Source organism: Archangium sp., from assembly GCF_045802675.1.
Classification (GTDB): domain Bacteria; phylum Myxococcota; class Myxococcia; order Myxococcales; family Myxococcaceae; genus Archangium.
Window position 1 is genome coordinate 128,389 of sequence record NZ_JBJMQO010000093.1, and the last position, 23,291, is coordinate 151,679.

A 23,291-nucleotide genomic window follows, 5' to 3' on the forward strand; every position below is an offset into this window, starting at 1 on the left:
GCGAAGCTACCGCTATTCAAGGGGCTCCTCGAAGGATCGCATCCAAATCATCTCTTTGGATCTATGACCTGAGCGGGTTGTTTTGACATCTGCTAGCTCCCGAAAAGGAAGCCAAGTGGCACCTTCGTTCTCGCAGACAATGGCCTCACCGGAGCGTGAGCGGCACCAGAGGGCAAGAGCGCTGTAATCCAGCCCGTCCGAGCCAAACCGGTAGTGCTTTCCGGCTTTCTCATATGGAGGATCAACGAACCACGTTGCAGGGCCGAGCATGGGGCAGTCTGCGTAACTACAGTTGTAGACTCTCCAATGACGGATAGCATCTACCTGGGAAGCAATAGTCTCGCGAACCCGCTGGCCCCAAAAAGATCCCGGCCGAATCCGGTCACGCATCCACTTCGACGGCTTTTTCCGAGGATTCGCCGCGCCACGATTGAGCCAGAAGCCAACAAGCCATTTCGCTTCCTGGCTGATCTTAAGGTCGTCGACAGATCCGTCGAGTGGGAGATCCGGAATAGAGAGGATTTCCTTAGGCTTCACGCTGATCAGGTACTGCCACACGCCTGCAATGATCGGGTCGATCTCGCACAAAACTACTCGTCGATCGGCGTACCGTAGAGCATAGCCTGCAGACCCAGCGAACGGCTCGACGATCGTGTCAAAGCGAGGTCGGGGGTAATGCTTCAACGCATCGCGCCACTTGCCACCGTAGTATCCAAAGAACGGCCTCAGCTGCGGCATGGCGGCAGCATTTCCTTTATCGGGTGTATCTAACCCCGCGCCTGGCAATACGAGCTGGGCTGACATTTGCTTAGTCATGTTACTTCCCACTCCGCTCCACCACTCCGCTCAAGAATTCAGCCCACCCAACCCAACGCCCAAGCAGGACGGGAGCCAGCACGTCTCAAATGCGAGACCCACTTCAGCTTCATCGCTCTTCTCTCTCCGCACGGCAGTCACCGTGTCGCGCTGTACGCCCGGACTGGGCTCGCGCACGCTCTGGCGCCGGACAGGCGACCAGCATCGACGGCTCGCATCAGCGAACACGCCCAGAGGAGGCTACCTCCGGCCGCTCGCCCCGTCCAGTTCATCTGCGGCGAAGGCGCCCTCTGCGGCCTTGCCGTCCGGGGGGTGGCCGGGTACATGAGAAGACGACAGCGGCTTGGGCGTAGCACTCGTCGATACGCGGCGTACAAAGCTGGGCGACTCGTCAGGGAGTCGGGTAGAACCTTCTGCAGGAACCTCAGGATGAAGGCGAGCTGCACCGTTCCTGCTAAGGCGCCCCTCCTGCGGACGGATACGAAATTAAAGGCAGCGGCTGACACCAGCGCCATGATACTTCCAACGCGAGCTCAATACAGCGCAACGTCTGACGTCGTCGCTTGGTATCTACGAACGTACTTCGGTACACGAGACGACCCTGGAACGCTCGCGATGTTCTGCTGTCCGGATCGGCTGGGTCACTTCGCGCTGAAGCCTGCGGCCCTACGGGAGGGAAGTCCGGGAGCCCTGTTTCAGCTCTTGATTGGAACAGTGCTCTTTCAGCGCCAACGGGACGTGCAGGTCTTGCGCATTTTACGAGGGCTGGCACCGCTTGAGGTGCGCCAACTCACGAGCGCTTCGCTCCTCTTGAGATACACGACAGAGAGCCCTTGCCCGCATTCTCATTCGCTCACTGCGCTTCACTCCCAGTGCACGCTAGCGAAGGACGCAACTGGCAAGGGGGACTGCCAGGAGGTGGGATTTCCCGATTGTCACCTCAAGCGTCATGCAGAGCTGCTTCGCCGCTATGGAGACTTTGGGAAGGTTCCCACCTCAGCAGCCCTCATGCTGCATGAAGCTGGGCATGCTGACCTAGCCGCGCTGTACCAGCATGTGTGTCGCACCCAGCGCACTAGGCGCCTACGATCCCTTGCACTGGAGGAAGCCTTAGTACGTGTCTGGCGCGTGAGCTACAAGATTGCCAACATGTACCTGTCTGCCCTTGCCAACCCGGACCTCAACCCACAAGGACCATGGGCCTCGCGACTCGACTGGACGCACTTCGTTGTCGTTGACAGCAACGTCGATCGCTTCCTCAGTTCGGTGAAGTACCGTGGGGCACCCGAATACGAAGCACGGCGAGCGTTCCTCCAAGCACTTGCCCGTGGCATTGACTTGCGGTCGTTTCGACGACAGCTACACGCCTATAACCCAAGACTCGTGCAGCAGGCGCTTTACCTCTTCATGAGCGCCTCGAACCGCCGTGAAAGCACTGGAGATTGTAGCAAAGTCGCGGTGAACTGCGTCTCATGTCCCTCTCCGCTAGCCAAGCGCTGCGCGCTACGCGCTATTTAGAATCCTCTTGAAGCTGCGTCGGGGCGGTCAGTGCCTGTTACCTCGCAGTCCACCCTGGCGCTTGGCTGCCAGACCCGGCGTAACAGCGTCAAAGCGGAACTTGCTTCCCTCAAGATACTCTTCGACCTCGTCTATCACTAGCCAGCGGCGACCAAGGTCCTCAGCCACCTTGCCCGTCGTGTTCGAACCTCCAAATGGGTCAACAACGAGGTCCCCTTCGTCGGTGAGTAGCTTGACGAAGAACTCCGGCAGGATTGCAGGGAAGCGCGCGGGGTGAATCCTCAAACCAGCCTCCTTGCATCGCTTCGTGTACCGGTCATTGGCGGCGTTGTTTCCCGCCTTGATGAAATCCGAGGGTAGCTCGTCCTCGAAGACATTGGGCGGGATGGCGCCACCTGCATCAAGCCTGTTGAAATCTGCGGAGATGTTGTGCCCGGAGGGTCGAACGGTCGCCCGGACACCACGCTGATTCAGGCGAATCATGTCGGCGCTGTAGGGCTTCAAAACGTTGCGGTTATTGGCTTTCGGCCAGGGCGTCTTGGAAAACCACCAGACATACTCTACCGCATCCTTCACCCGTATTCGGCGTACCGATACCCACTCTGCGGGCATCGGCATCTTGGCGGGGTTGAACCAGAAGAGCTCTTGCGCCAAGTGAAAGCCGACCTCCTCCACCAGTGCAAGCAATACCTTGAAGTGGTAGGTGGACCGCGTTGGAATACCCTTGTTGTAGCTGCCGCCGATGTTCAACACAAAGCTGCCGTCATCCTTCAAAACGCGAAAGATGTCACGAGCGAAGGTCAGCAACCACTCGACATACTCATCCTTGGAGACGTTACCGTACTCCTTCTTGAAGTGAAGGGCGTATGGGGGCGACGTAAAGACTAGATTGATAGACTCGTCGGGAAGCTGATGCAGCACCTCACGTGAGTCCACGAGAAAGGTAGCGCCGAGGTTCGTTCGGTAGAACGGCTTGAGCGCGCGGACCAGACTTGCCGGGTGGGGAACATCTTCCCGAGTAGGATGCGTCGACTGAGGTTTGGGCATGACGAGCATTCACAACGAAAAGAACGTACAGCCAGATACCAGTAGGGAATTTGACAGGCCACACGCCGCGGCTAGCATCGCGCCATTACGGCGTAACCTAAGGAAATTGGTTGACAATGTCAACCCCAAAATCGCCATCGTCCGAGGACGAGTGGATCTCCCAAGCAGAGGCGGCACGCCTAAGGCAGGTGTCCCGGCAGGCCATCGCACGCCTGATCAAGCGGGGCCGCCTCGCAACGACCACGGTAGCGGGTTACGTGCTCGTACGCCGGTCCGACGTGGTGAACTTCGAGCCACGCGCCGCCGGGCGGCCGCCTAAGCCCAAGGCTAAGATATGACCGACAGTGTAGGGGTAGCGGAAGTCAAGCGACTGCTCGATATGCTCAATGAGGAGCAGCGGCGCCATGTGCTGGTGTACCTCCGCGGGCTATTGCCGCCGCATCCCGTCGAAACGCAGCTGATGATCTCGGCGGACGGAATGCTCTACGCATTAGGACGTGCGACCGACTTCACGGTCCGCATGATTCGTGGGGTCTTCGCAGAGGCCGCATTCGCAACGGATGTCCTGCCCACCATCGCGTCACGATGGAGGGAGCTGCCCATCAGCGGTGATCCGCCCTATGATTTCTTGTTGACTGACGCGCCGAATCTCGGACGTCCGCCGCAGCCACAACTGCTCAGGGTCGAGGATTCAGCTGCACCGACAAGGGATGCGCTGGTCAGGGTTCAAGTCAAGATGCAGCGATCCGAGGGGAAGCAGCCGCTTTACGCAAACGAAGTGTGGAAAACCCGTGTAAGCTGGCCGAGCACCCACTTCGTGGTGGAACTGCAGAAGAGCCGTGCTGGAGAGAAGGACGGGGAGTCCACGCGCCCTTACCGCTTCAGCGAGTTCGACGTGCTCGCCGTTTCGCTTGGCCCTGCCCGTGGCCGCTGGGGCGCCTTCATCTACACGGTCGAGCGCTGGTTACTGCCCGACCCTCAAGACCCGCGGAACATCCTCACATTCCAGCCGGTGTCCCCAACTGACAATGACTGTTGGACCACCGATTTCAACACGGTGGTCGACTGGCTCAGGAGCGGGAAAGAACGTCGTATCAACGGGGACTTGCCTCAGGTGGTTAAGCGAGCAAAACGGGGCAAAAAATAGTCGGTGGTTCCGTGATGCGGCACGTCAGGCCCTGAAGAGACGTTCGTGCCATCAGCACTTCGCTCTGGAGGCTCGGCTACGCGGTCGGCAGGGGGGCGGGTCCGAGGTTGGAGGGGTCCCGCACGAACTGCTCGGTAGGGGTGAGCACCATGTTCGTCAGCCCATGGCGCTCGACGAAGTCCTTGAAGCGCTCGGAGACGACGACTTTTCCCTGCATACCCCGGGGGCGGAAGATGTCCTCACCGGCCCAGGTGCCCGGCTCCAGGACGAAGCCGTGGGTGGCGTTGATGCCCGTCGAGCGGCACTCGGTGCAGGTGGGGGGCTTGGAGAAGCGCACCCGGTTGAGCACCAGGTCCACCGCTCCCCGGCCGAAGCAGGGCCAGACGACGTAGTAGCGAGGCACGGTGAGGGGCTTGCGCGGTCTCTTCCTCATGCAACGCACCCGGAGGACCTCGACGGGATGAAAGCCCTCCAGCCCGGTGAGCCCTTCCGCCCGGAAGCCCGCCATGAACCGCTCGGAGATGAGCAGGTCATACGCCGTGCCATCGATCAAATCCCCCAGCTCCTCGCCGAAGAGTTCCAGCTCGACGCGGTAGGGTGGAAGCCAGGTCAGCAAGCCCATGATGTCACCGCACTGTGGGCAGCGAGGCGCATCCTCCGAGATGTTGTCTGGCTCGACTGTGTCGACCTCGGTGTCGTAGCGGGACCCGATGGCGCCATCTTCCAGGACGAAGAAGCGCGGGGAGGTAGAGGCTTCAGAATCCATGAGGAAACTGGGGGCGGATTCGAGGGATGGGGGCCTCCGTCTATCACGCGACCCGTGATGCGGCACGCCACGCCCTGAAGAGGCGCCGGAGATTTTCTTCCGCTGCGGGGCGCTGCCACGCCCGCGCCCCATGAGCGAATCCCTCGTCGCACTCCCCGCCTTCTGACGCCCTCCTCCCTCTCGCTGCCCAGCCGGGCGAGCACCGTGCACCACCGGAAGCTCGTCCACCCGTGAGCACGAGACTCCCTCGCGCCCCGTGTTATGGCCATCTCCGAGGAGGACCCATGGCCGCCACGAACGAACCCACGTTCCAGGAAATCTCCGAGACCATCCGCCGGCTCGAGGAGATGCTCGAGCGCGTCCCGGATCCGCTCGCCCGCGACATCCGCCAGAAGATTTCCCACCTGCGCGCCCTGCTGCTCGAACAGCGCTCGCCCAACCTCGTCCTCGTGGGCCGCCGCGGCTCGGGCAAGTCCTCCCTCATCAACGCCCTCTTCGGCGCCCGCGTCGCCGAGGTCGGCCACGTCAAGGCACAGACAGGCCAGGGCCGCTGGTTCGATGTCCAGGGCGAGCTCGGCACCCTCTCCATCCTCGACACCCGCGGCATCCAGGAGGGATCCCGCCCCGAGGAGGCCGACGCCGCCGATACGCCCCTCGACTCCATCCTCGCCGAGGTCCGCCGCAAGGCCCCCGACGCCCTCCTCTTCCTCGTCAAGGCCACCGAGGTCGATGCCGCCATCGACGCGGACCTCGACGTGCTCGCTCAAATCGTCTCCGCCGTCGAGCAGGCCCACGGCCTCCGCCCTCCCCTCATCGGCGTCGCCACGCACTGCGATCTGCTCGAGCCCAAGCGCACCGACCTCCACCTCTCCGAGCAGCAGGACCCCGCCGAGCTCCAGGAGAAGCTCCGCCACGTCGAGGCCGTCGAGCGCCAGCTGCGCGAGAAGCTCCGCTCCCGCGAGGACCTGCGCGGCGAGCTCGTCACCGTGCTCGGCCTCTCCGCCTACCTGTCCTTCCGCCCGGATGGGACGATCCGCTCGGACGAGCGCTGGAGGCTGGGCGAGCTCGCCCAGGTGCTGTTTCGCGAGCTGCCCGAGCAGGGCCGGCTCGTCCTCGCCCGCGTGACGCGCGTGCGCGCCCTCCAGGAGGAGCTCGCCATCACCCTCACCCGCGCCATGGCCTCGCTCTGCATGGGCTTCGCCGTCGTCCCCATCCCCGTCGCCGACATCATCCCCATCACCTCCGCCCAGGTGAGTCTCATCGCCGGCATCGCGTGGATCTCCGGCCGGCAGCTCGACTTCCAGGCAGCTCGCGACTTCCTCCCCGCCCTCGGCGTCAACGTCGGCGCCGCCTTCGCCCTGCGCGAGACCGCTCGCGCCCTCGTCAAATTCGTCTTCCCCGGCGCGGGCAATGTCGTCTCCGGCGCCGTGGCCTTCGCCGGCACCGTCGCCCTCGGCACCGCCGCTCGCGCCTGGTTCCTCCGCGGCGTCTCCGCCGAGGAGGCCCGCCAGCTCTACGCTTCCACCCGCGCCTCCGCCGAGGCCCACCCCGATCGCGCGCTCCCCCAGGCCTGAACGCGGGCCCGGAGGGGCCCGGAGGGGCCTGGAGTGGGGCTCCAGGGTGGGAACCCGGGGCCCTCGTCCCCTCACCCCGTCCCTCTCCCGGGGGGAGAGGGGTTGTTTCCCTGATGGCTCCTCGGGGGTTTGGCTCGAACAATCTGGAGAGTGAGTGCTCACTTTCTTTTTAAAGTAAGGGGCGCTACACTCCGCGTATGGCTGATTCGTCCCCGGGTTCCGAGGCCTCGCCTCGCGCCCGGCGCACCCAGCAGGAACGCCGGGACTCCACCCGCCTCAAGCTGCTCGACGCCACCGTCGAGTGCCTGGTGGAGCTCGGCCATGCGCGGACGACCACGCTCGCCGTTGCCCAGCGCGCCGGCATCTCCCACGGCGCCCTCTTCAAGCACTTCCCCACCAAGGCCGGGCTGCTCGGCGCCGCCGTCGAGCACCTCTTCCCCCGCCTCATCGCCGAGTACCGCTCCGGGCTCGAGGACCTCCCCGCGCTCGCCCCCGCTGGAGATCGCGTCGCCCAGGCCATCGAGCGGCTGTGGTCCATCTACCAGCGCCCCGAGCTGCTCGCCGCCATCGAGCTCTATGTCGCCGCGCGCACCGACTCGGAGCTGGCCTCGGCCCTGAGTGGCGTGGACCCGCCGCACCGCCGCCACCTGCACCGCGTCGCCCGCGAGCTCTTCCCCGACGTCGCCTCCACCCACCCCGACTTCGACGCCATCATCGAGCTCATCCTCAACGCCGTGCAGGGCGCCGCCGTCGGTGGCGTGGCGCTGCCCGCCAATCCCGCTCACAGCCAGATGCTCGCGCTGCTCGTCCGCTTCGCCCGTACCGCCTTCTCTTCCCCACTCCACCCCTAGGGAGTCGCTCCATGGCGAGTCTTCCTTCCTTCGATCCCACCCAGTTCGCCACTCCGGCGTTCATCCTGCTGATGGCCGTCGAGGGCCTCTGGCTCTCCCGCCACCGCGACGAAGGCCTCGTGGGCTATGCCGCGAAGGACACCGCGGCCAGCCTCACCATGGGCACCGTCTACTCGCTCATCTACATGGGCTGGAAGGTCGTGGAGTACGCCTTCTACTCCGTGCTCTACGAGGCCACGCCGCTGCGGCTCGGCGACGGCGTGCTCGCGTGGGTGCTGCTCTTCTTCGCCGAGGACTTCTGCTACTACTGGTTCCACCGCGTCCATCACGAGTCCCGCTTCTTCTGGGCCTCGCACGTGGTGCACCACTCCAGCGAGCACTACAACCTGTCCACCGCCCTGCGCCAGACGTGGACGCCCATGACGCATACCTTCTTCTGGGCGCCGCTCGCGCTGCTCGGCTTCCACCCGGCGCTCATCCTCACCCAGCACGCCTTCAGCCTGCTCTACCAGTTCTGGATCCACACCGAGACCGTGCGCCGCCTCGGGCCGCTCGAGTGGGTGCTCAACACGCCCTCGCACCACCGCGTGCACCACGGCGCCAACGCGCGCTACCTGGACAGGAACTACGCGGGCATCCTCATCATCTGGGACCGGCTCTTCGGCACCTTCCAGCCCGAGGACGAGCGCCCCATCTACGGCCTCACCAAGAACCTCCACACGTACAACCCGCTGCGCGTCGCCTTCCACGAGTACGCCGCCATTGTCCGCGACGTGCTGCGCCCCAACCCGTGGCGCGTGCGCCTGGGCCTGGTGTTCCGCAATCCCGCGTGGAAGCCGCCCGGGGCCTCAGTCCCGGCAGCAGGCGATGGCGCCGTCCTGCGAGCGGAAGAAGGCGGTGGTCAGCTCCCGTCCCACCCGGGCGCATAGCACCTCGTACGTCCGCCGCCGCGCGCCTCCCACGCGCGCGGGCTCGCGGATGAGCGTCTCCGGGTGCCGGATGAAGACGTTGTAGCCCAGGATGAAGCCGTCCGAGCGCAGCACCGTGATGCCGTCCGTGGCCATCATCCCGCGCAACAGCTGCGCCGCCGAGCTCACCGCCGACGCCGCCTCCACCCCCGGGCTCTCGTGGTAGCGCATCACCCGCGCCACCATGTCGATGGGCTCGGAGAGCATCACCCCGTCCACGAAGAGCGGTGAGCTCTCGCTGTCCCGCGGCAGCACCGCCACCAGCGTGCCGTGCGAGGCCTGCATCGCCTCGAAGAGCACCCGCCGGTAGAAGTCCCGCGTCAGCCCGCGCGCCGGCTCCTTCACGTCCGCCGTCAGCCCCAGCGACAGCTCGTCCATGGCCACCGTGGGCAGCGTCACCTCGGCCCTCGCGCCGGACAGGAAGATGTGCCGGTACAGGCCGCCCATGCCGCGCAGCTCGATGACGTTCTCCGCCAGCTGCAGCACGCCCACCATCCGCAACGAGCGATCCCCCGCCCTGCGCATGCGCTCCAGCGGCGTCTCCACCAGCGGGAAGGGGTCCGTCCGGAAGATGCCGTAGGCGAAGCCGTCCGGCACCAGCAGCACGTACAGCGACCACCACCGCCCCTGGCCCAATGGCGCGCACTGCTTGAGCGCCCGCTGGATCGTCTCGCGCGTGCGAGGGCCCGTGCCGATCGCCACCGCGTCCTTCCCGTCGAGCACCCGCAGCATCTCCTGCAGGTCATCCCCCAGGAAGGCCACCGGGAAGAGCGGCTCGCCCTCCTCGCGGTAGCGCGACAGCGTCACGATGAGCTCACTGAGGGGCTCCACCACCTGCACGGCGCCCAGGCCCGCCTCGTGGAGGAAGGAGGCGACGGCGTCCGACAGGAGGTGGCGGAAGGAAAGGACCGGGGACTCTCCCGGAGCCGAGTTACTCATGGACGCCCACAGTCTCCTCCAAACCCCGCGTCCTTGCAGCCCTCCATTCCGGCCGGGGGATAAGCATGCCCCAGGGGGTTTGACTCATTTCAGGATTCCAAGAAAAATGAGACCACCGGGAGTGCAATGGGCCGTTGCTCCTGGAAACAACCTCGACCCCCCAGAGGTACCCCTGTGAGCAATCGGAGCGCGATCGCGGTTTCTGTGGAAGGTGGCTCGCCAGGCGTGCTGTCGACCACGGCCATCGAAGTGGACGCGGGCGTGGCGCTGCCCGTGGCCTTCGGTGGGCTGCGGAAGATCCTCAGGGCGTGCGAGGACGCGGCTCCCGAGGCGGTGCGGCCCCTGGCCCAGCAGCGGCCCGCCGAGTGGAACCGGCTCTTCCCCGGCACCATCCAGGGCGCGCCGGACCTGACGGACCTGGCCCTCACGCCGTCCGAGCGCCGGCTGCATCGCGAGTCCGAGCAGATGTTCTGGGTGCTCAACCTGGCGGCGCGGGCGATTGTCGAGACGCTGCGGGTGACAGGGCGGCCGCTCGTCATCCACGGCGCGGGCGAGTGTGACCTGGTGAGCCTGCGCGCGGTGATGCGGGCGGCCGAGTGGGGACGGCTGGAGCAGCTCGAGGGCCGGATCCTCCTCACCGGGTGGAACGTGCGCCGGCCGCACTACGCGGCCTTCTTCGAGGAGCGGCGCCGGGCCTTCCTGGACTCGCTCTGCGAGCGCATGCGCACCGAGCGCCCCGGCGGCGTGGGCCCCGCGTCCGGCCGGGAGCTGGAGCCGGCGGTGGACCTGGAGGGCCGCTACCTGGCCGCGGTGGTGGACGACGAGGCGCCGCTGGAGCACCGCATCGCCGCGGCCGTGCTGGCCATCCGCAGCTGCTTCTTCACCACCAACTACGAGGGCGCCATGCTCGCCGCCGAGCGCGGACTGGCGCTGGTCGACGCCGCGGGCAGGGGCCTGTCGCCCGCGCGGGTGGCCGAGGGCTGGGACGCGCTCGACACGGGCTTCAGCACGCCGGCCATCGAGATCGACAAGAGCAGTCTCGGGGACGCGGAGGAGCTGCGCATCCTCTTCGAGCGAAGCGTTGGCGTGGTGCACGTCTTCACCGGCCAGCACGACGAGGCGCTGGAGGCGTTCGGCCGGGGACTGGAGCGGCAGGCACCGCCGGAGCGGCTCGCGCACCTGCGCATGTTCCGCGCCCTGACGCGCACCAAGCGCCTGGCGCAGATGCCGGACGCCCGCGCCGAGCTCGAGGCCGGGCTCGCGCTGCTGGCCGGCCGCGAGTCGCCGCTGCGCTACCTGCACGAGGCGTGGATCCGCAACGTCTACGCACTCACGTACTTCCTGGAGAAGAACCTCTCCCAGGCGCAGGTGCAGGAGAAGCACGCCATGCGCTGCGTGGGAGACCTGCACGACGCGAGCGCCACGCACCTGAAAATCAATCTCATCTCCAACGCGAGCTATCTGCAGGAGACGGCGAGGAATTACCCGGAGTCGATCGCCATCTGGAGGCGCTTCGAGAAGATCAGCGCGAACTGGGGCGCCAACTTCGCCAAGCACCACCGCTACCGGCTGGCCGCGCTGCAGATGGCCAATGGCGAGCGCGAGGCGGCGGTGGCGAGTTACACCGAGGCCTTCACGTGCGCCGGGGAGCTGGGAGATCCGCTGCACCAGCAGGTGATCGCCGCGGACCTGGGGCTGCACCTGTTGGACTCGCAACCGGCGACGGCGGCGCAGTGGTTCTCGCGGGCGGCCGAACAGGCGCGAGTGATTGGAGATCCGCTGCGGGTGGCGCAAAGCCTCGCGGGCCAGGCGCTCGCCGAGGGCGGCAAGGATTGGACGGAGGCGCTGCGCTGCGCCCAGGCGAGCACCACGACTCCGGCGGAGACGGACCCGCTGGTGAAGGCGCTCACGAGCGGTGACGCCGAGGCCCTGCGCAAGGCGATGCCCCGCCCGCGCAGCAAGCTCAACCGCCCGTTCGACGCGGTAAACCTCTACTGAGCCAGAGAAGGAAATAAGCGGCCCCACCCTGCCTCCCACTGGTAGACGCAGGCCCTCGCGGGAGGGCGCATGAGGATGTGGGTGGGGTCGTTTCTTGGAAGGCTCACGGCGTTGAGCCTCAGTTTGCTGCTGGTCTCCTGTAGTGCAACCCAGCACTCGGTCCCGGGCCCCACCAGTGCGCGGGATCTGAGCAGGTACGTCCTCATCGTCGAAAGCGCACCGGATGGGCAGGTGGTCCATTCATGGAGGCCCGTCAAGGACTTCGACCTGGCGGCGTATCCCCATCCGGTGGCCACGCACGACGTTCACGAGCGCATCGTCCACGTTGCCTTCAATCGCGACTGTGATGATGAGCTTATTGCGTGCGAGGACAGGTGCGTGGCGGGCCTGACGGGCGAAAATTGGAGTCACATGAGCGTGGGCGCGAAGAAGGAGCACTGCATTGGGGTATGCAGACAACCCTACCTGGATTGCAGCCGGCTCAAGGAACTGGCTGAAGGCGGCACCGTGAAGTTCCGTGCCATTGATCAAGCGGTCGACTGGGTGAAGCAGCACCGGGAGCAACTGATGGCGGGAACTGTGGTCGTCATCGCGGGCGTGACCTTCGTCGTCCTCACCGGGGGAAGTGGCGGGGTCCTGTTGCTCGCACCCGTCATCGTGTTCGCGTCGTACGATGCCGATTCCGAGCCCCGAGCCCTGGCGGTGAAGCCATGACGAATCCGCTCATCCTCTCGGATGGACAGCAGGCGATTGGGAGACGTTGGAACGGAGGGCAACCGGTAGAGCAGGCACGAATTCTCGGCCTCGCACGAGACGCCCTGGATTTCATCTCCGCCACCGGCCAATGGTATCCCTTTGATGATTATCGAGCGAGCCGTGGGCATCACGGCGCCCCTGCTATCACCGAGGAACGCTCCACGGAGTTGCACGAACGGTTGCGCAAGACGGAGGCGTTCTTCGAGAGGCTTCTCGATGATCCAACGGCTGCGGACGAACAGCCGGGGATCCAGGTCATCCTTGACGCGCTTCGCTTCATCTCCTCCACCCGCCAGCACGAAGCCTTCACTGATTTCCTCGAGCATCTCGAGGCCAACGCACAGCCCTATGTCATGTTCGCGTTCGACAATCGGGAAGAGGCGGAGGCATGGCTCCAGAAGCATCCGAGTCCCCCTTTCTTCGCCGAGGTGCTGATCGGCAACAAACCCCATGATGTGGTTTATGAGCGCGAAACGAATTTCCGGCGCCTGCCACGGAATCGCCGTCTCCACCGGTATCTCGCCTGGCTCCAGGAGTTCGATCCGCCCGTTGCCCAAGCCTCGTTTGCCACGCTCGAAGAAGCGGAGGCATGGTTGATGAGTCAAACCCACCCCGCCAGACGCGCATGGGTGATGATCGGGGGAGAGTTCTATCTCGCAGCGTACTACCCCAATATCAACCACCGGGCCCTCTTTCCTCTATCCATGGCCGAGCGTAACCCGGAGGAACGCAAGAGTTCCTAGGACGCGCCAGGGACGTCGCGTCGACGCGGTGAACCTCGACTGAGCCAGAGGAAGAGACCCGCCTCACCCGCGGCCGTGCGCCGGGAGGGCGCCCGACGCATCGCCCTGCCCTTCCAGGTACTCGCGCAGGTTCTCCAGGTCGTTGGTGATGCTCCGGCGCACCATCCGGTTGAGGAAGGGCGCGGCGATGCGGAAGAACCCCAGGGCCTCGCCCTGCGCGCGGATGCGGGCTCGAGTGCCCTCGGCACAGTCCTCCAAACTCGTAGCGGATGCGCATGGGAAAGGGCTCCGTGACGCGCATCTCCACCCAGGCCTCGTCCGCGTGCGCCGTCACCTCGACGAGGTAGGCGAACTGGCGCCCGAGCATCTTGGACACCCGCTCGATGCGCGACCCGGTCCTCAGGAGGCCTTCCGTGAGGGGCCGGCACTCGACGACGCCCGTGGTCCACAGCGCGTCATTGTCTTCCGCGTGGGGACGCCGGGGGATGCGTCGCTCGTGGCGGCGCGCGTGGCGGATGCGACGCTCGTGTTCGTGGCCTCGCCCGGTTACGTGTCCACGCGAGGCGCACCGGGGAAGCCGGAGGACCTGGCGGCCCATGACTGCATCGCGCTCGCCCCCGAGGGAGGCCCGCCCCGCTGGGCCTTCCCGGAGGGCACGGGCGTGCGCTGGGTGCCGGTGAGCCCGCACATCCGGGTGAACCACCTGGGGCTCGCGCGCGAGGCGGCGCTGCGGGGGCTGGGAATCACCAACCTCCCCTACTTCGCGTGCGCCCGGGCCCTGGAGCGGGGAGAGCTGGTGCAGGTGCTGGCGGAGCACACCGTCGCCTTCGGAGGCATCTACCTCGTGCATCCCTCACGGCGGCTGGGCACGGCGCGGGTGCGAGCCTTCCGCGAGCTGGCGCTCGAGGTCCTGAAGAAGCGCCCCGAGCTGCACGCGAAGCCGGGGAGGTCCGCGGCACCTTCCGAGAGCCGGGGCTCCAGCCCTCCGCGAAGGCAAGCACGGCAACGGCCGTCCACGCCCCGCGACCAGGTGTCACGCGCCTCCGTGACGCCGAGGGCCAGATGACCCGCGTGCGGGGACTGGCGGCCGTGGGCGGCAACCCCCTCACGGACTACGGCTCCTCGGGCGCCGCCTGCTCCAGCACCACCGGCGGCGGGGCCATGCTCTCGGGCTCCACCGTGCCCGTGGCCCGCATCACCAGGCCCACCAGCCCTCCGAGCACCACCGCCGCCATCAATCCCAGCACGTAGCGCCGGTCCTCCCAGGCGGGCGGATTCAGCGCGGCCTCCACCGCCGGCTGCGCCACGGGCATCCACAGCGTGGCCTTCGTCTTCAGTTGCTGCGCCCCCTCCACCTTCGCCGCCAGCTCTCCCGAGCGCTTCACCATCTCCTGCGACCACGTCCGCAGCGGCGCCACCTCCGCCTCCAGCCTCGAGCGCAACGCCGCCTTGCGCTGCAGGAAGTGGGAGATCAACGCCCGCCGCTCCGCCTCGCTCACCGCCAGGCTCGGATCGAACTGGAAGCCCTTCTCCACCTCCTTCGCCCACGCCACCAGCTTCGCCGAGCGCACCGCTCCGAAGCCCGGCACCTTCGTCACGTCCTCCTTCAGCACGTCGTACGCGGACTCGATGCCGTAGCGCACCAGGCTCGACTTCAGCCCCTGCGCGATTCCCTTGAGCTCATGGTCCTCGATGAGCGCGTTGCGCAGGAACTGCTCGCGCTGCAGCGTCTCGCGATGCTGGAGCTGCCGGCGCTGCTCCTCCTCGTAGTCCGGCTGAAGCTTGCCGTACTCCGCCCTCAGCCCGTGCAGCAGCTGGCGCGCCCGCTCCGCCAGCCGGTTGAGCTCCTCCTTGAAGCGCTCGTACTCGGCCTGCGCCGCGGCCAGGGCCGGCTCCGCCTGTTGGAGCAACCGCTGCTGCTCGGCCGCCAGCGCCGGGAGCCGCAAGCCCCTGTGGGCCCGCCACCACAGCACCGAGGCGCTCGCCAGCAGCGTGCACGCCGGCACCAGCACCAGCTGCCCCACCTTCGAGGACACCAGCAACAGCAGCCACCAGCCCACCGTGGCCAGCACGCCCCCCACCAGCATGGCCAGGCTCGCCTGGCGCACCCGGTCCACTTCCGCCTGGAGATCGTCCGGGAGCGCGGTGGGCAGCGGGAACGTTGGCGCGGCCAGCACGGGCGTGGCCAGGTTCGGCGACAGCAACCGTTGCGCCTCGAGCCACAGCGGCTCGAGGTCCGGCAGGCCGCATGTGAAGCCCTGGGGCCCTGGCGAGCCGTGGCGCGGCGTGGTGAAGAAGGCCACTCCGCGCGTGGCCATCATCTCGCACCACGGGCAGGCCGACAGGTGCTGCGGATACTTGTGCGTGGGCTCCTGCGGGCACGAGCGCAGCGCGCGCGCCAGGTGCTGCAGGGCCTGGTACCACACCGTGGCCGTGGGCCGTCCCGTCCTCGATGCGTCCGGCGCGAAGGCCTGCTCGAAGAGCGTGGCCAGCTCCGCGGGCAGCGTGCTCAGCGGCAGGTGGATGGCGGGCGGCGCCATCTGCAGCGCCCTCGCGTTGCGCCCGTAGGCGAAGCGGAACTCGCGGATGGCCCGCTCCGGCGTCATCTCCCCCTGCCCGGTGAAGACGCCCGTGAAGGGGTGGCGTCCCATGAAGAGCAGGTGGAAGAGCAGCACCGCGAGGCTGAAGCCCTCGTGCGACGCCGTCCGCTCCCGCCCCGCGAAGCTCTGGCCCTGCAACTCCGGAGGCGTGAAGAGCGGCACGCCCACCTCGCAGCGGAACACCTGGCCGCCCGCGCGGATTTGAAACGAGTCGCAGTCGATGAGCCGCACCGTGGCGTCCTTCGGGGACACCAGCAGGTTGCTCTCGTTGACGTCCCCCACCAGGTGGCCGGCGGCGTGCAGTTCCTCGAAGACGCCAGCGCAGTTGAGTGCCGTCTGCACCAGGAAGGCCCAGTCCGCGGTAGGGAATTCCTTGCGGCGGCTCGCCGTGGAGTACAGCAGGTGGATGGGCTTGAAGCCGTGCACCCGCGCCATGGTGAAGCCGCGCACGGGGCCTCCGGCACGGCCCTCGTGCAACAGCTCGAGCGGCCAGGCCGCCAGCTTCTCCACGCCCGGCGGCGCGTGCTCCGCCATCCACTGGAGCTTCCGGGCCTGCTCCGCCGGGGGCGCCGACAGGTACACCTTCGCCACGCGCTGGGGCTCGCGAGGCAGCGTGTACACCGCGCCCTCGCCTCCCCGGCCCAGCTCGGGACCCAGGGCCAGCCGCTCACCTCGCGCGTTGAAGAAGAACGTCTGCGACACGGCCTACCCTTCGCGGACGGCGAGCACGAGCGTCTTGTCATCATCCGTGCGCTCGTTCACCGCGGGCGAGTCCAGGAACGCGCGCAGGGGCACCACCAGGTCCTCCGGCTGCGCGGCGCCGCGCAACGCGGCGAACAGGGGCTCGAAGAAGGGGCGGTGCACCGAGCGCGTGGCGAAGTGCAGCGCCATCATCTGCAGCCCGTCGGTGAAGAGGGCCACCTCGTCCACCGCCTCGCCGCACTGCACCTGCAGCACCTGCTCCAGGTCCGCCGAGGTGACGAACCACGTGGTGTTGGCGTACTCGCCCACCTGGGGCCAGAAGACGGTCGCATAGCCCTCGCCCTGGCGCACGACGATGGCGCCGTCCCCCACCTGGGCGAACACGGCCGCGCGCTCGCCCACCACCGCCGTCAGCAGGGTGCAGGACAGCTCGCGCAACGCCACCTCGCGCCGCGAGGCCTCCTCCTCCAGCGACTGGCGCACCTGCCGGTACCAGCCGCGGATCACCTCGGGCTCCGTCAGGGCCGCCGCGCCTTCACGCTGGAGTGCCTCGCAGGCCACCTCGACGAAGCGCCGGCACGCCAGCGCCGAGCCCTCCTGGCTCAGCACCGCACTGCCCGCGCCGTCCGAGCACGCCACCACGAGGAAGGACTCCTGCCCCGGAGCCGTGGCCGTGCCCGCGCAGCTGTCCTGGCACGGTGTGCCCGAGCGCCGGTGCGAGATCCCCTCCAGGGACTGCTGGAGCAGCCTCCACATCACGGGTGCGTCCTGTTCCTAGACGGAGGCCCAGCCGCCGGGGGCCGCCGGGTTGGCCAACCGCACCTCGTCCGTCGTCTGCGAGCGGGAGACGGCCTTCTGCGAGTTGGACAGCCACTGGAAGAGATCCCGGAAGCGCAGGCCATCGAGCTTGAGCGGCTCGCGCACGGAGATCTGCTTGAGCACGTCGAGGTTGGCGCCCTCCACGCCCACGGAGAAGAAGGAGAAGGCCTTGGCGGCCTCGCCCTGGCGCACGCGCTCGGCGGCGCCCTGCCACGCGTCCGTGGGGCCTCCATCGGTGATGAGGAAGATCCACGGCCGGTAGAAGAGGATGCCATTCTGCCGGTAGAGGCTCTTGCGCGCCGCCAGCATGTCCGTGGCGCGGAGGATGGCCTCGCCCATGGGGGTGTTGCCCTCGGCCACCAGCGGGTTGGGGAAGAAGGACTCGGCGGTGGAGAAGTCGTGCGGCGTCTGCACCTGGCCCCCGAAGGTGACCATGGCCACCTCCACCCGCTTGGAGGCGAGGCTGTCGGCGGCCAGCTCGTCGCGGTACTGGAGCAGCCCGGCATTGAGCGCCTCGATGGGGCGCCCGTTCATGGAGCCGGAGGTGTCCAACAGCAGCACGCACGGGCAGCGCGGCTCCGGGTTCTCTGCGAACGACAAGGCTCCAAACGGTACTTGCTCGGCCACGAGGCTCCCTCTCGGGTGCGCGGGGCGGGTCTCCCCCCCAGGCGGGTCGGGGTGGATCTACCAGGGCGGCCCCGGGTTGAACAGGCACAGCAAGAGGGGTGGAACACGCGGGCCGGAAATCCCGAAACGCGCCCGGCCGCTCACCCTCCGGGCGGGGATCCGCGAGCCGGGACGGGCCGGCGAAGCAGTTTGAGCTTCAGGTTCGCCGAGGGCAGGCGCACCTCGCCCCGAGCCCCGAAGAAGGTGTCCTCCGGCACGAGCTCGTAGGCGTAGCGGCCCGCGGCGAGCCCCTCCACCTCGAAGCTTCCGTCCTCGGCCGTGGTGGCACTGCCGCCGCCCGGGGGGATCTCGCCGCGCACATCCCCCGCGGGAGGCACGCCCGGCACCTCGCGCGGAGAGAGGAGCACCCGGACGCCCCGGATGCCCCGTCCCTCGACGTCGAGAATCCGCCCGCGAGCCAGGGCGGCCGGCTGCAGGAGGAAGTCGGCCGAGAGCGAGGCGCCCGCGCTCATGTCGCGGACCCTCGGCTCGAGCGGGGGGACGAGGCCCGCGGCCTTGACGGACAGGCGCACCTGGCCCGGGTCCACGCATTCGAAGCGGAAGCGTCCGTCCGCGGCGGTGGTAGCGCGGAGCCTCCGCGAGAAGTCATCGCGGGTGAGGACCAGCTCCACCTCCACTCCGGAGACGGGCGCCTCCTTGGGACGCAGCACCCGCCCGAGCACCTCGCCGCAAGGAGCCAGGGAGAGCTGGACGCCGGAGAGGTTCCCATCCTCGGGGATGCGGACCGAGGCCGTGGCGATCTCCTGCCCCTCGCGAGCCACCAGCGAGTAGGGACCGGGAAGGAGGCGCTCCATCCGGAAGCTCCCGTCCGGCTGTGTCTGCATGAGCCCCTGCAACCCCTGGCCCTCGAGCTGGACCCGGACACCGGCCGCGCCGTCCTCGCCCTCCCGGAGCACGCGGCCCGACAGGGTCCGAGGCACGTGCAGGTGCAGGGAGAGGCCGTCCCCCTTCACCGGGCCCGCGTCCACGAGACGCCCGCGAGCCGAGGCGACCGCGTGGAACTCGCCCGAGGGCACCCGTGGGAAGAGGGCCCTGCCTTGAGCATCCGAGGCCGCCAGGAACGCGTAGCCCCCGGCCCGAGGCAGCAGCGCCACCTGGGCACCGGGAAGGGGCCGCCCCGAGTTGCCGTCCTCCACCTGTACCGAGATGGATCTGCCAGCCTCCAGCGGAACCCGAGCCACGTTGGCTCCAGCGGGAATGGAGGCCACGAAGGCGGTGCCCATGGGGCCGCTGGCCCACAGGTCATAGGTGGAGGCCCGGAGGTTGGTGAATTCGAACCAGCCATCGGCATCGCTCATGGTTTGTCGCAGCGGCGACCTGCGGCCGAGCCAGTCCGCCGTCTGTGCCAGCTCGCCATTCATGGCGCCGCACTCGTCGAAGATCGTCTTCCCGGGCTCGCCATGAGGGCAGGTGCGCGCCGAGAGCGGCACGTCGGCATGGGGGACGGCGCTCACCGTCACGCCCGCCACCGGCTTGCCCTCCCAGGTCACCACCCCGCGAAGGACGAGGGGACCCCAGGGAAGAGGCTCCCGGACCTCGGGGGAAGCGGCCGGCTCGGAGCGCGCGGCGGTCCCGCCTTCGTGCGCACAACCCGAGACGACGAGCACGAAGACTCCCACCGCTGCGACCAACAGGCGCGACACCCAGGGCTCCCGGACAATCATGAGACGCAGCGGACTCTACCCTGCTCCACGCCCGCTGGGGGCCCACGCCGGGCGTGGGGTGCACCCGGAAGAATGGCCTCCGAGGCTTCGACAGGCCACGTGCTACCAGGAGCGGCACTTGGCAAAGTGGTGGCGGATGCGCTCGGCGGACTGGGTCAGACCGACCTCCTCCAACCGGGTGACGGCCCACTTCAACCCCCCGGGCACGTCGTAGACGGTGACGTACGGCATGGGCATGGGCTTGAGGTGGAGGACGGTGCTCAGCGCCAGCCGGAGGAAGGGCGAGGTGATGACGAGCGCGGCGCCGAGGAACTGCTCGCGCAGGAGGTGGTCGTGCTCCTGGAGCCACTCAGCTTGACGCTGGCGCTGCGCCGCCGTGGGCACGACGAGCCGCCCCATGTCGAGCACACTGACATACAGCTCACCGCGCTGGAGGTAGGCCGTCCCCTGGGCCAGGTAGGCCTCGTACTCCGAGTCCGTGGCCGCCCCATGAAACCGGGAGATGAGCAGTGGCCAGAGCGAGTCATCGAAGGTGATGGATAAGTCCATGCCTCCTCCCGGGAACGAGCATGCCTTAATCCCCTGACGAGAGGACCCGCGCTCATGCCACGCGGACACAGATCCAGGTGAAGCGGAAAGTGACGGGAGGTCCCTCGTCCGGACAGTCGGGCCGTGTTGAACTGGGAGGCGGTGATCCATTCGGGAACAGTGGTGCACGAGGAGCCCTCGCCATTCGGGACCGTGTACGTGGTGGACGTGGGCGATCTGCGCACGCTGCGCTTCAACAGCCCCGAGGGCACCCTGCAGAGCGCGATCCTCAAGAGTGATCCGCTGGCGGTCCCGACGAACTACGTGCGCGTGGCCACCGCGGGGCTCGCGCTCACCGAGGGCCGCTCGCGAGTGCTGGTGGTAGGCCTCGGCGGGGGCGCGTTCCCCATGCTGCTGCACCGGCTGCTGCCCAGGGTGAGGGTGGACGTGGTGGAGCTCAACCCGGTGGTGGTGGACGTGGCCCGGCGCTTCTTCGGCGTGCGGGAGGACGCCCGGCTCCGCCTCCACATGGAGGACGGAGCCAGCTTCATGACGCGGCAGGGGGCTCGTTACGATCTCATCCTGCTCGATGCGTTCTCGGACGACGGGACTCCGGACCACCTGAAGGAGTCGCTCTTCCTGGAGGACGTCCGGCGCAGGCTCGCGCCCGGAGGCGTCGCGGTGCTCAACATCGCGCTGGAGACGCCGGGGAACATGACCTGGCGAATCGAAACCTTCGCCAGGGCCTTCAAAGACTGCGCGGTGCTGCGCGGCGCCTCGGCGTACAACAACCTCATCCTCGTGGGCACCCTGGAGCCCCTGCCGTCCGAACCCGTGTTCCGGCGGCAACTCTGGAGGCTCGCGCGCGAGTTGGACTTCCCCGCACTGACGGAGAGCGTGGCATCCTTCGAGCGGGCCTCTGGCTGAAGTGGGGTTGCCCGGATTGGAGGACGAGAGGACCCGTCCTCCTCTGGGTTCTGCCCGCGATGCTAGTCGTTGTAGCGGTAGACGTAGATGTTCGAAACCGAGCCGTCGGACTCCTGCCACGCGACCAGGGGCCGACCGTTCTTGTCGAGAGCCAGAGCCGGCTTGAACGCCGCCGTGCTGACCCCCGAGGCCGCGCTGAGCGGCTCTCCCATGGCCTGCCACGCAGTGCCCGTCCAACGGCTCACCGAGATGGACCGTTCGGCCGAGAAGAAACCACTCCAAGCAACGATGGGACGTCCATCATTACCCATGATGAGAGAAGGAGCAGTGCTGTCCGTCGAGCTGCTGACAAGGGTACCGAGCATCTGCCAGGAACCATTCCAGAAGGCAGCGTAGATGCCGCAGCCCGACTGGCTGGAACCATCCGGGCACTCCTGCCACGCGATGTAGGGGTTGTCGGACCCATCCAGAGCAAGCGAAGGCTGGGTAGCCGTTCGCTTCGCCGGGCTTGTCACAACTCCTCCGCCCAAGAGACTGGAGGAAGAAGGACCCTTCTGCACGGCGATACCTCGAATGGTCTGAGCATCCGAATAGGCATCATAGGCAACGACATACGCATTCTTCGCAGCCACAATGGCGATCTGGACGTCGGCAGTATCGTGGATGCTGCCACTAGGTTGTTCGATACCGGATTGAGACGACCATACATTGTAGGTCGGATTCAGCCAGAAGAGAGGCTCCAGGCTGCTTCCTGCATCGCCATAGTAGGTCGTAGCAACAACAGGAGTATTGGAGATAGCGAGCGTGATGGCCGGGCGGATACGCTGAGCGCTACCGCTCAAGGAATCAAACGCCGGAAGAGCCTCCCAGGTGCCACTCCACTTCTTCCCATGGAGATTGATGTTGGTCCCGTTGAACTCCTGCCACACAAGGTAGAGCTGGTTGTCGGGAGTGATCGCCATTGCTGGCATGTCAGCGCTGGTGCTTCCATCGACTCCACTCAGTGCGCCCCCTAATGACTCCCAGCTCGCCCCATTCCAACGCCGGGCGTAGATGTTCTTCACCCCGCCGCTGTCGGGCTCGGCCCAGGCCACCACGGGATTGCCGTCCACTCCGACCTTCATGGTCACATTCTCGGCGGGAGTATTTCCCGGAATAGCACTGAGCGCTCCACCCAGCGGGAGCCAGGTCGGCACCGAGAAACTCCACGCGGTCGACGAGGCCAACATGTTGCCCGCGAGATCCATCAGGGGCGCCGTGGGCATGCCCAAGGAAATGGTGACAGCGCTCGAGACCGGCAGCGCCGCCGTCGGCACCAGCGTCAGCGTCTTCCCATCCGTAGACAGAGAGAGCGCCTTGGCGATGCTCAGGCCCCCCGCGCTTACCACCACCGAGGCATCCGTCACGGAGGATGTCTTCAATGCCTCAGAGAAGCTCACCTGGAGGGTCTGGCGAGCAGGTACGTTGGCGGCCCCCAACTCCGGAGTGCGTGTCTGCACGGTAGGCGCCGTGCGATCCACCGTGATGGTGGTCACCGGGCTCGTGAACGTCGCGCTCCCGAGCTTCGCTCGGGCCGTGAGCGGGTAGTCCCCCTCGGGCACCTGGGTCGTGTCCCAGGTGTACTGATACGAGGGCCCGGAGAGCCGCGCCAGAACGATCGTCCCCTTCAGCAGCTCGACGAAGTCGGCCCCCCCTTCCACCGAGACCTGGAGTTGAACCGAGTCCTTCACGTACGCCCTTCCCTGACTCGGGCTCATCCACCGAACCAGGAGATCTCCCGGCCGCACCACCCTGAGCTCCACCGTGGTCTCCTGAACCTGCGAGCCCGCGGTCGCGCGCACGGTGAGCGTCTTGATTCCGGGCTCCGCACTCGCGCCCACCGACACCGTGAAGGAGGTGCTCGTGCTCCCAGAGGGAATCGACACGGGCTGCGCCGAGACTCCCGCCGGGGGATTCACCAGGCTGATCGTCACGCTGTCGTTGAAGCCGTCCGTGCGGGCGAGGGAGACCTGGAAGGTATGGCTATCGCCCTGGACGACACTGGCTTGCGCGGAATCGGGGAGGGCCAGCGAGAACCCACTCGAATCGGATGGCCCCTCCACCTCGGGAATGTCGATGCAGCCGAAAGAGCACAACAGGAGCAGTGGATAGAGGTACTTGTTTCGTAGGTGCATGGTACGGGTGCACTGCACGGCATGAGCCAGTGGTGTGGTTCAGGCAGGTTGAATCCATCGCCCAGAG

General features: G+C 67.1%; 21 protein-coding genes. 10 read left to right on the top strand and 11 right to left on the bottom strand.

What is annotated here, in order from left to right:
- Nucleotides 1-12: 12 nt before the first annotated feature.
- Together ACJ8AN_RS27045 and ACJ8AN_RS27050 are read right to left on the bottom strand one after the other, a co-directional pair.
- Nucleotides 13-816: a hypothetical protein gene (locus ACJ8AN_RS27045; protein ID WP_407758366.1), complete on the bottom strand. Its 804-nt coding sequence runs from the start codon at nt 814-816 to the stop codon at nt 13-15.
- 1,545 nt (nt 817-2,361) lie between these two features.
- Entirely contained in the window at nt 2,362-3,381 is a 1,020-nt protein-coding gene (locus ACJ8AN_RS27050) for a DNA-methyltransferase (protein ID WP_407758367.1), read from the bottom strand.
- Nucleotides 3,382-3,497: 116 nt separating this feature from the next.
- Here ACJ8AN_RS27050 and ACJ8AN_RS27055 point away from each other — a divergent pair, with 116 nt between their 5' ends.
- Complete coding sequence (locus ACJ8AN_RS27055) at nt 3,498-3,719, top strand: helix-turn-helix domain-containing protein (protein WP_407758368.1); 222 nt, start codon at nt 3,498-3,500, stop codon at nt 3,717-3,719.
- The gene (locus ACJ8AN_RS27060) at nt 3,716-4,528 is read left to right on the top strand and encodes a hypothetical protein (protein ID WP_407758369.1); all 813 of its coding nucleotides are present in this window, start codon (nt 3,716-3,718) and stop codon (nt 4,526-4,528) included. The genes ACJ8AN_RS27055 and ACJ8AN_RS27060 overlap by 4 nt, the downstream gene beginning before the upstream one ends.
- Before the next feature lie 76 nt (nt 4,529-4,604).
- On the opposite strand, the gene ACJ8AN_RS27065 is transcribed toward ACJ8AN_RS27060, so the two are convergent.
- Entirely contained in the window at nt 4,605-5,150 is a 546-nt protein-coding gene (locus ACJ8AN_RS27065) for a hypothetical protein (RefSeq protein WP_407758370.1), read from the bottom strand.
- A 428-nt stretch (nt 5,151-5,578) separates the two neighbouring features.
- On the opposite strand from ACJ8AN_RS27065, the gene ACJ8AN_RS27070 reads away from it, so the two are divergent.
- From ACJ8AN_RS27070 to ACJ8AN_RS27080, 3 genes are all read left to right on the top strand, one after another.
- Nucleotides 5,579-6,868, top strand: coding sequence for a GTPase family protein (locus ACJ8AN_RS27070; RefSeq protein ID WP_407758371.1), 1,290 nt, complete (start codon nt 5,579-5,581; stop codon nt 6,866-6,868).
- 197 nt (nt 6,869-7,065) lie between these two features.
- Complete coding sequence (locus ACJ8AN_RS27075) at nt 7,066-7,719, top strand: TetR/AcrR family transcriptional regulator (RefSeq protein WP_407758372.1); 654 nt, start codon at nt 7,066-7,068, stop codon at nt 7,717-7,719.
- 11 nt (nt 7,720-7,730) lie between these two features.
- On the top strand, nt 7,731-8,648 hold the full coding sequence (locus tag ACJ8AN_RS27080) for a sterol desaturase family protein (protein WP_407758373.1): 918 nt from the start codon (nt 7,731-7,733) through the stop codon (nt 8,646-8,648).
- Here ACJ8AN_RS27080 and ACJ8AN_RS27085 read toward each other — a convergent pair.
- On the bottom strand, nt 8,568-9,626 hold the full coding sequence (locus ACJ8AN_RS27085) for a hypothetical protein (protein ID WP_407758374.1): 1,059 nt from the start codon (nt 9,624-9,626) through the stop codon (nt 8,568-8,570). The genes ACJ8AN_RS27080 and ACJ8AN_RS27085 overlap by 81 nt on opposite strands.
- Nucleotides 9,627-9,851: 225 nt before the next feature.
- Here ACJ8AN_RS27085 and ACJ8AN_RS27090 point away from each other — a divergent pair, with 225 nt between their 5' ends.
- The 3 genes from ACJ8AN_RS27090 to ACJ8AN_RS27100 all read left to right on the top strand — a co-directional run bounded on the left by ACJ8AN_RS27090 (nt 9,852) and on the right by ACJ8AN_RS27100 (nt 13,123).
- Nucleotides 9,852-11,624, top strand: a complete 1,773-nt coding sequence (locus tag ACJ8AN_RS27090) for a hypothetical protein (RefSeq protein ID WP_407758375.1) — start codon at nt 9,852-9,854, stop codon at nt 11,622-11,624.
- 123 nt (nt 11,625-11,747) lie between these two features.
- Entirely contained in the window at nt 11,748-12,338 is a 591-nt protein-coding gene (locus tag ACJ8AN_RS27095) for a hypothetical protein (RefSeq protein ID WP_407758376.1), read from the top strand.
- Entirely contained in the window at nt 12,335-13,123 is a 789-nt protein-coding gene (locus tag ACJ8AN_RS27100; protein ID WP_407758377.1) for a hypothetical protein, read from the top strand. The genes ACJ8AN_RS27095 and ACJ8AN_RS27100 overlap by 4 nt, the downstream gene beginning before the upstream one ends.
- Before the next feature lie 63 nt (nt 13,124-13,186).
- Here ACJ8AN_RS27100 and ACJ8AN_RS27105 read toward each other — a convergent pair whose 3' ends face one another.
- Entirely contained in the window at nt 13,187-13,381 is a 195-nt protein-coding gene (locus ACJ8AN_RS27105) for a hypothetical protein (RefSeq protein ID WP_407758378.1), read from the bottom strand.
- On the opposite strand from ACJ8AN_RS27105, the gene ACJ8AN_RS27110 reads away from it, so the two are divergent.
- Nucleotides 13,347-14,189, top strand: coding sequence for a substrate binding domain-containing protein (locus ACJ8AN_RS27110; RefSeq protein WP_407758379.1), 843 nt, complete (start codon nt 13,347-13,349; stop codon nt 14,187-14,189). The two genes, ACJ8AN_RS27105 and ACJ8AN_RS27110, sit on opposite strands and share 35 nt — an antisense overlap.
- Before the next feature lie 46 nt (nt 14,190-14,235).
- On the opposite strand, the gene ACJ8AN_RS27115 is transcribed toward ACJ8AN_RS27110, so the two are convergent.
- From ACJ8AN_RS27115 to ACJ8AN_RS27135, 5 genes are all read right to left on the bottom strand, one after another.
- The gene (locus ACJ8AN_RS27115; protein WP_407758380.1) at nt 14,236-16,425 is read right to left on the bottom strand and encodes a helix-hairpin-helix domain-containing protein; all 2,190 of its coding nucleotides are present in this window, start codon (nt 16,423-16,425) and stop codon (nt 14,236-14,238) included.
- A 3-nt stretch (nt 16,426-16,428) separates the two neighbouring features.
- Nucleotides 16,429-17,181, bottom strand: a complete 753-nt coding sequence (locus ACJ8AN_RS27120) for a PP2C family serine/threonine-protein phosphatase (protein ID WP_407758381.1) — start codon at nt 17,179-17,181, stop codon at nt 16,429-16,431.
- A gap of 18 nt (nt 17,182-17,199) precedes the next feature.
- Nucleotides 17,200-17,844, bottom strand: coding sequence for a vWA domain-containing protein (locus ACJ8AN_RS27125; protein ID WP_407758382.1), 645 nt, complete (start codon nt 17,842-17,844; stop codon nt 17,200-17,202).
- A gap of 167 nt (nt 17,845-18,011) precedes the next feature.
- Entirely contained in the window at nt 18,012-19,574 is a 1,563-nt protein-coding gene (locus ACJ8AN_RS27130) for a collagen binding domain-containing protein (RefSeq protein ID WP_407758383.1), read from the bottom strand.
- Nucleotides 19,575-19,697: 123 nt separating this feature from the next.
- The gene (locus ACJ8AN_RS27135) at nt 19,698-20,144 is read right to left on the bottom strand and encodes a hypothetical protein (protein WP_407758384.1); all 447 of its coding nucleotides are present in this window, start codon (nt 20,142-20,144) and stop codon (nt 19,698-19,700) included.
- A 141-nt stretch (nt 20,145-20,285) separates the two neighbouring features.
- Here ACJ8AN_RS27135 and ACJ8AN_RS27140 point away from each other — a divergent pair, with 141 nt between their 5' ends.
- The gene (locus tag ACJ8AN_RS27140) at nt 20,286-21,050 is read left to right on the top strand and encodes a spermidine synthase (protein ID WP_407758385.1); all 765 of its coding nucleotides are present in this window, start codon (nt 20,286-20,288) and stop codon (nt 21,048-21,050) included.
- A gap of 62 nt (nt 21,051-21,112) precedes the next feature.
- On the opposite strand, the gene ACJ8AN_RS27145 is transcribed toward ACJ8AN_RS27140, so the two are convergent.
- Nucleotides 21,113-23,224 (bottom strand): Ig-like domain-containing protein, encoded by a 2,112-nt coding sequence (locus ACJ8AN_RS27145; RefSeq protein WP_407758386.1) that lies wholly within the window; start codon nt 23,222-23,224, stop codon nt 21,113-21,115.
- Nucleotides 23,225-23,291 lie beyond the last annotated feature (67 nt).

What these genes read in the sequence shown, in the direction of transcription:
- ACJ8AN_RS27045 (WP_407758366.1), bottom strand. Translation starts at nt 816, where the DNA reads ATGACTAAGCAAATGTCAGCCCAGCTCGTATTGCCAGGCGCGGGGTTA.
- ACJ8AN_RS27050 (WP_407758367.1), bottom strand. Translation starts at nt 3,381, where the DNA reads ATGCCCAAACCTCAGTCGACGCATCCTACTCGGGAAGATGTTCCCCAC.
- ACJ8AN_RS27055 (WP_407758368.1), top strand. Translation starts at nt 3,498, where the DNA reads ATGTCAACCCCAAAATCGCCATCGTCCGAGGACGAGTGGATCTCCCAA.
- ACJ8AN_RS27060 (WP_407758369.1), top strand. Translation starts at nt 3,716, where the DNA reads ATGACCGACAGTGTAGGGGTAGCGGAAGTCAAGCGACTGCTCGATATG.
- ACJ8AN_RS27065 (WP_407758370.1), bottom strand. Translation starts at nt 5,150, where the DNA reads ATGGGCTTGCTGACCTGGCTTCCACCCTACCGCGTCGAGCTGGAACTC.
- ACJ8AN_RS27070 (WP_407758371.1), top strand. Translation starts at nt 5,579, where the DNA reads ATGGCCGCCACGAACGAACCCACGTTCCAGGAAATCTCCGAGACCATC.
- ACJ8AN_RS27075 (WP_407758372.1), top strand. Translation starts at nt 7,066, where the DNA reads ATGGCTGATTCGTCCCCGGGTTCCGAGGCCTCGCCTCGCGCCCGGCGC.
- ACJ8AN_RS27080 (WP_407758373.1), top strand. Translation starts at nt 7,731, where the DNA reads ATGGCGAGTCTTCCTTCCTTCGATCCCACCCAGTTCGCCACTCCGGCG.
- ACJ8AN_RS27085 (WP_407758374.1), bottom strand. Translation starts at nt 9,626, where the DNA reads ATGAGTAACTCGGCTCCGGGAGAGTCCCCGGTCCTTTCCTTCCGCCAC.
- ACJ8AN_RS27100 (WP_407758377.1), top strand. Translation starts at nt 12,335, where the DNA reads ATGACGAATCCGCTCATCCTCTCGGATGGACAGCAGGCGATTGGGAGA.
- ACJ8AN_RS27110 (WP_407758379.1), top strand. Translation starts at nt 13,347, where the DNA reads ATGCGGGCTCGAGTGCCCTCGGCACAGTCCTCCAAACTCGTAGCGGAT.
- ACJ8AN_RS27120 (WP_407758381.1), bottom strand. Translation starts at nt 17,181, where the DNA reads ATGTGGAGGCTGCTCCAGCAGTCCCTGGAGGGGATCTCGCACCGGCGC.
- ACJ8AN_RS27135 (WP_407758384.1), bottom strand. Translation starts at nt 20,144, where the DNA reads ATGGACTTATCCATCACCTTCGATGACTCGCTCTGGCCACTGCTCATC.
- ACJ8AN_RS27145 (WP_407758386.1), bottom strand. Translation starts at nt 23,224, where the DNA reads ATGCACCTACGAAACAAGTACCTCTATCCACTGCTCCTGTTGTGCTCT.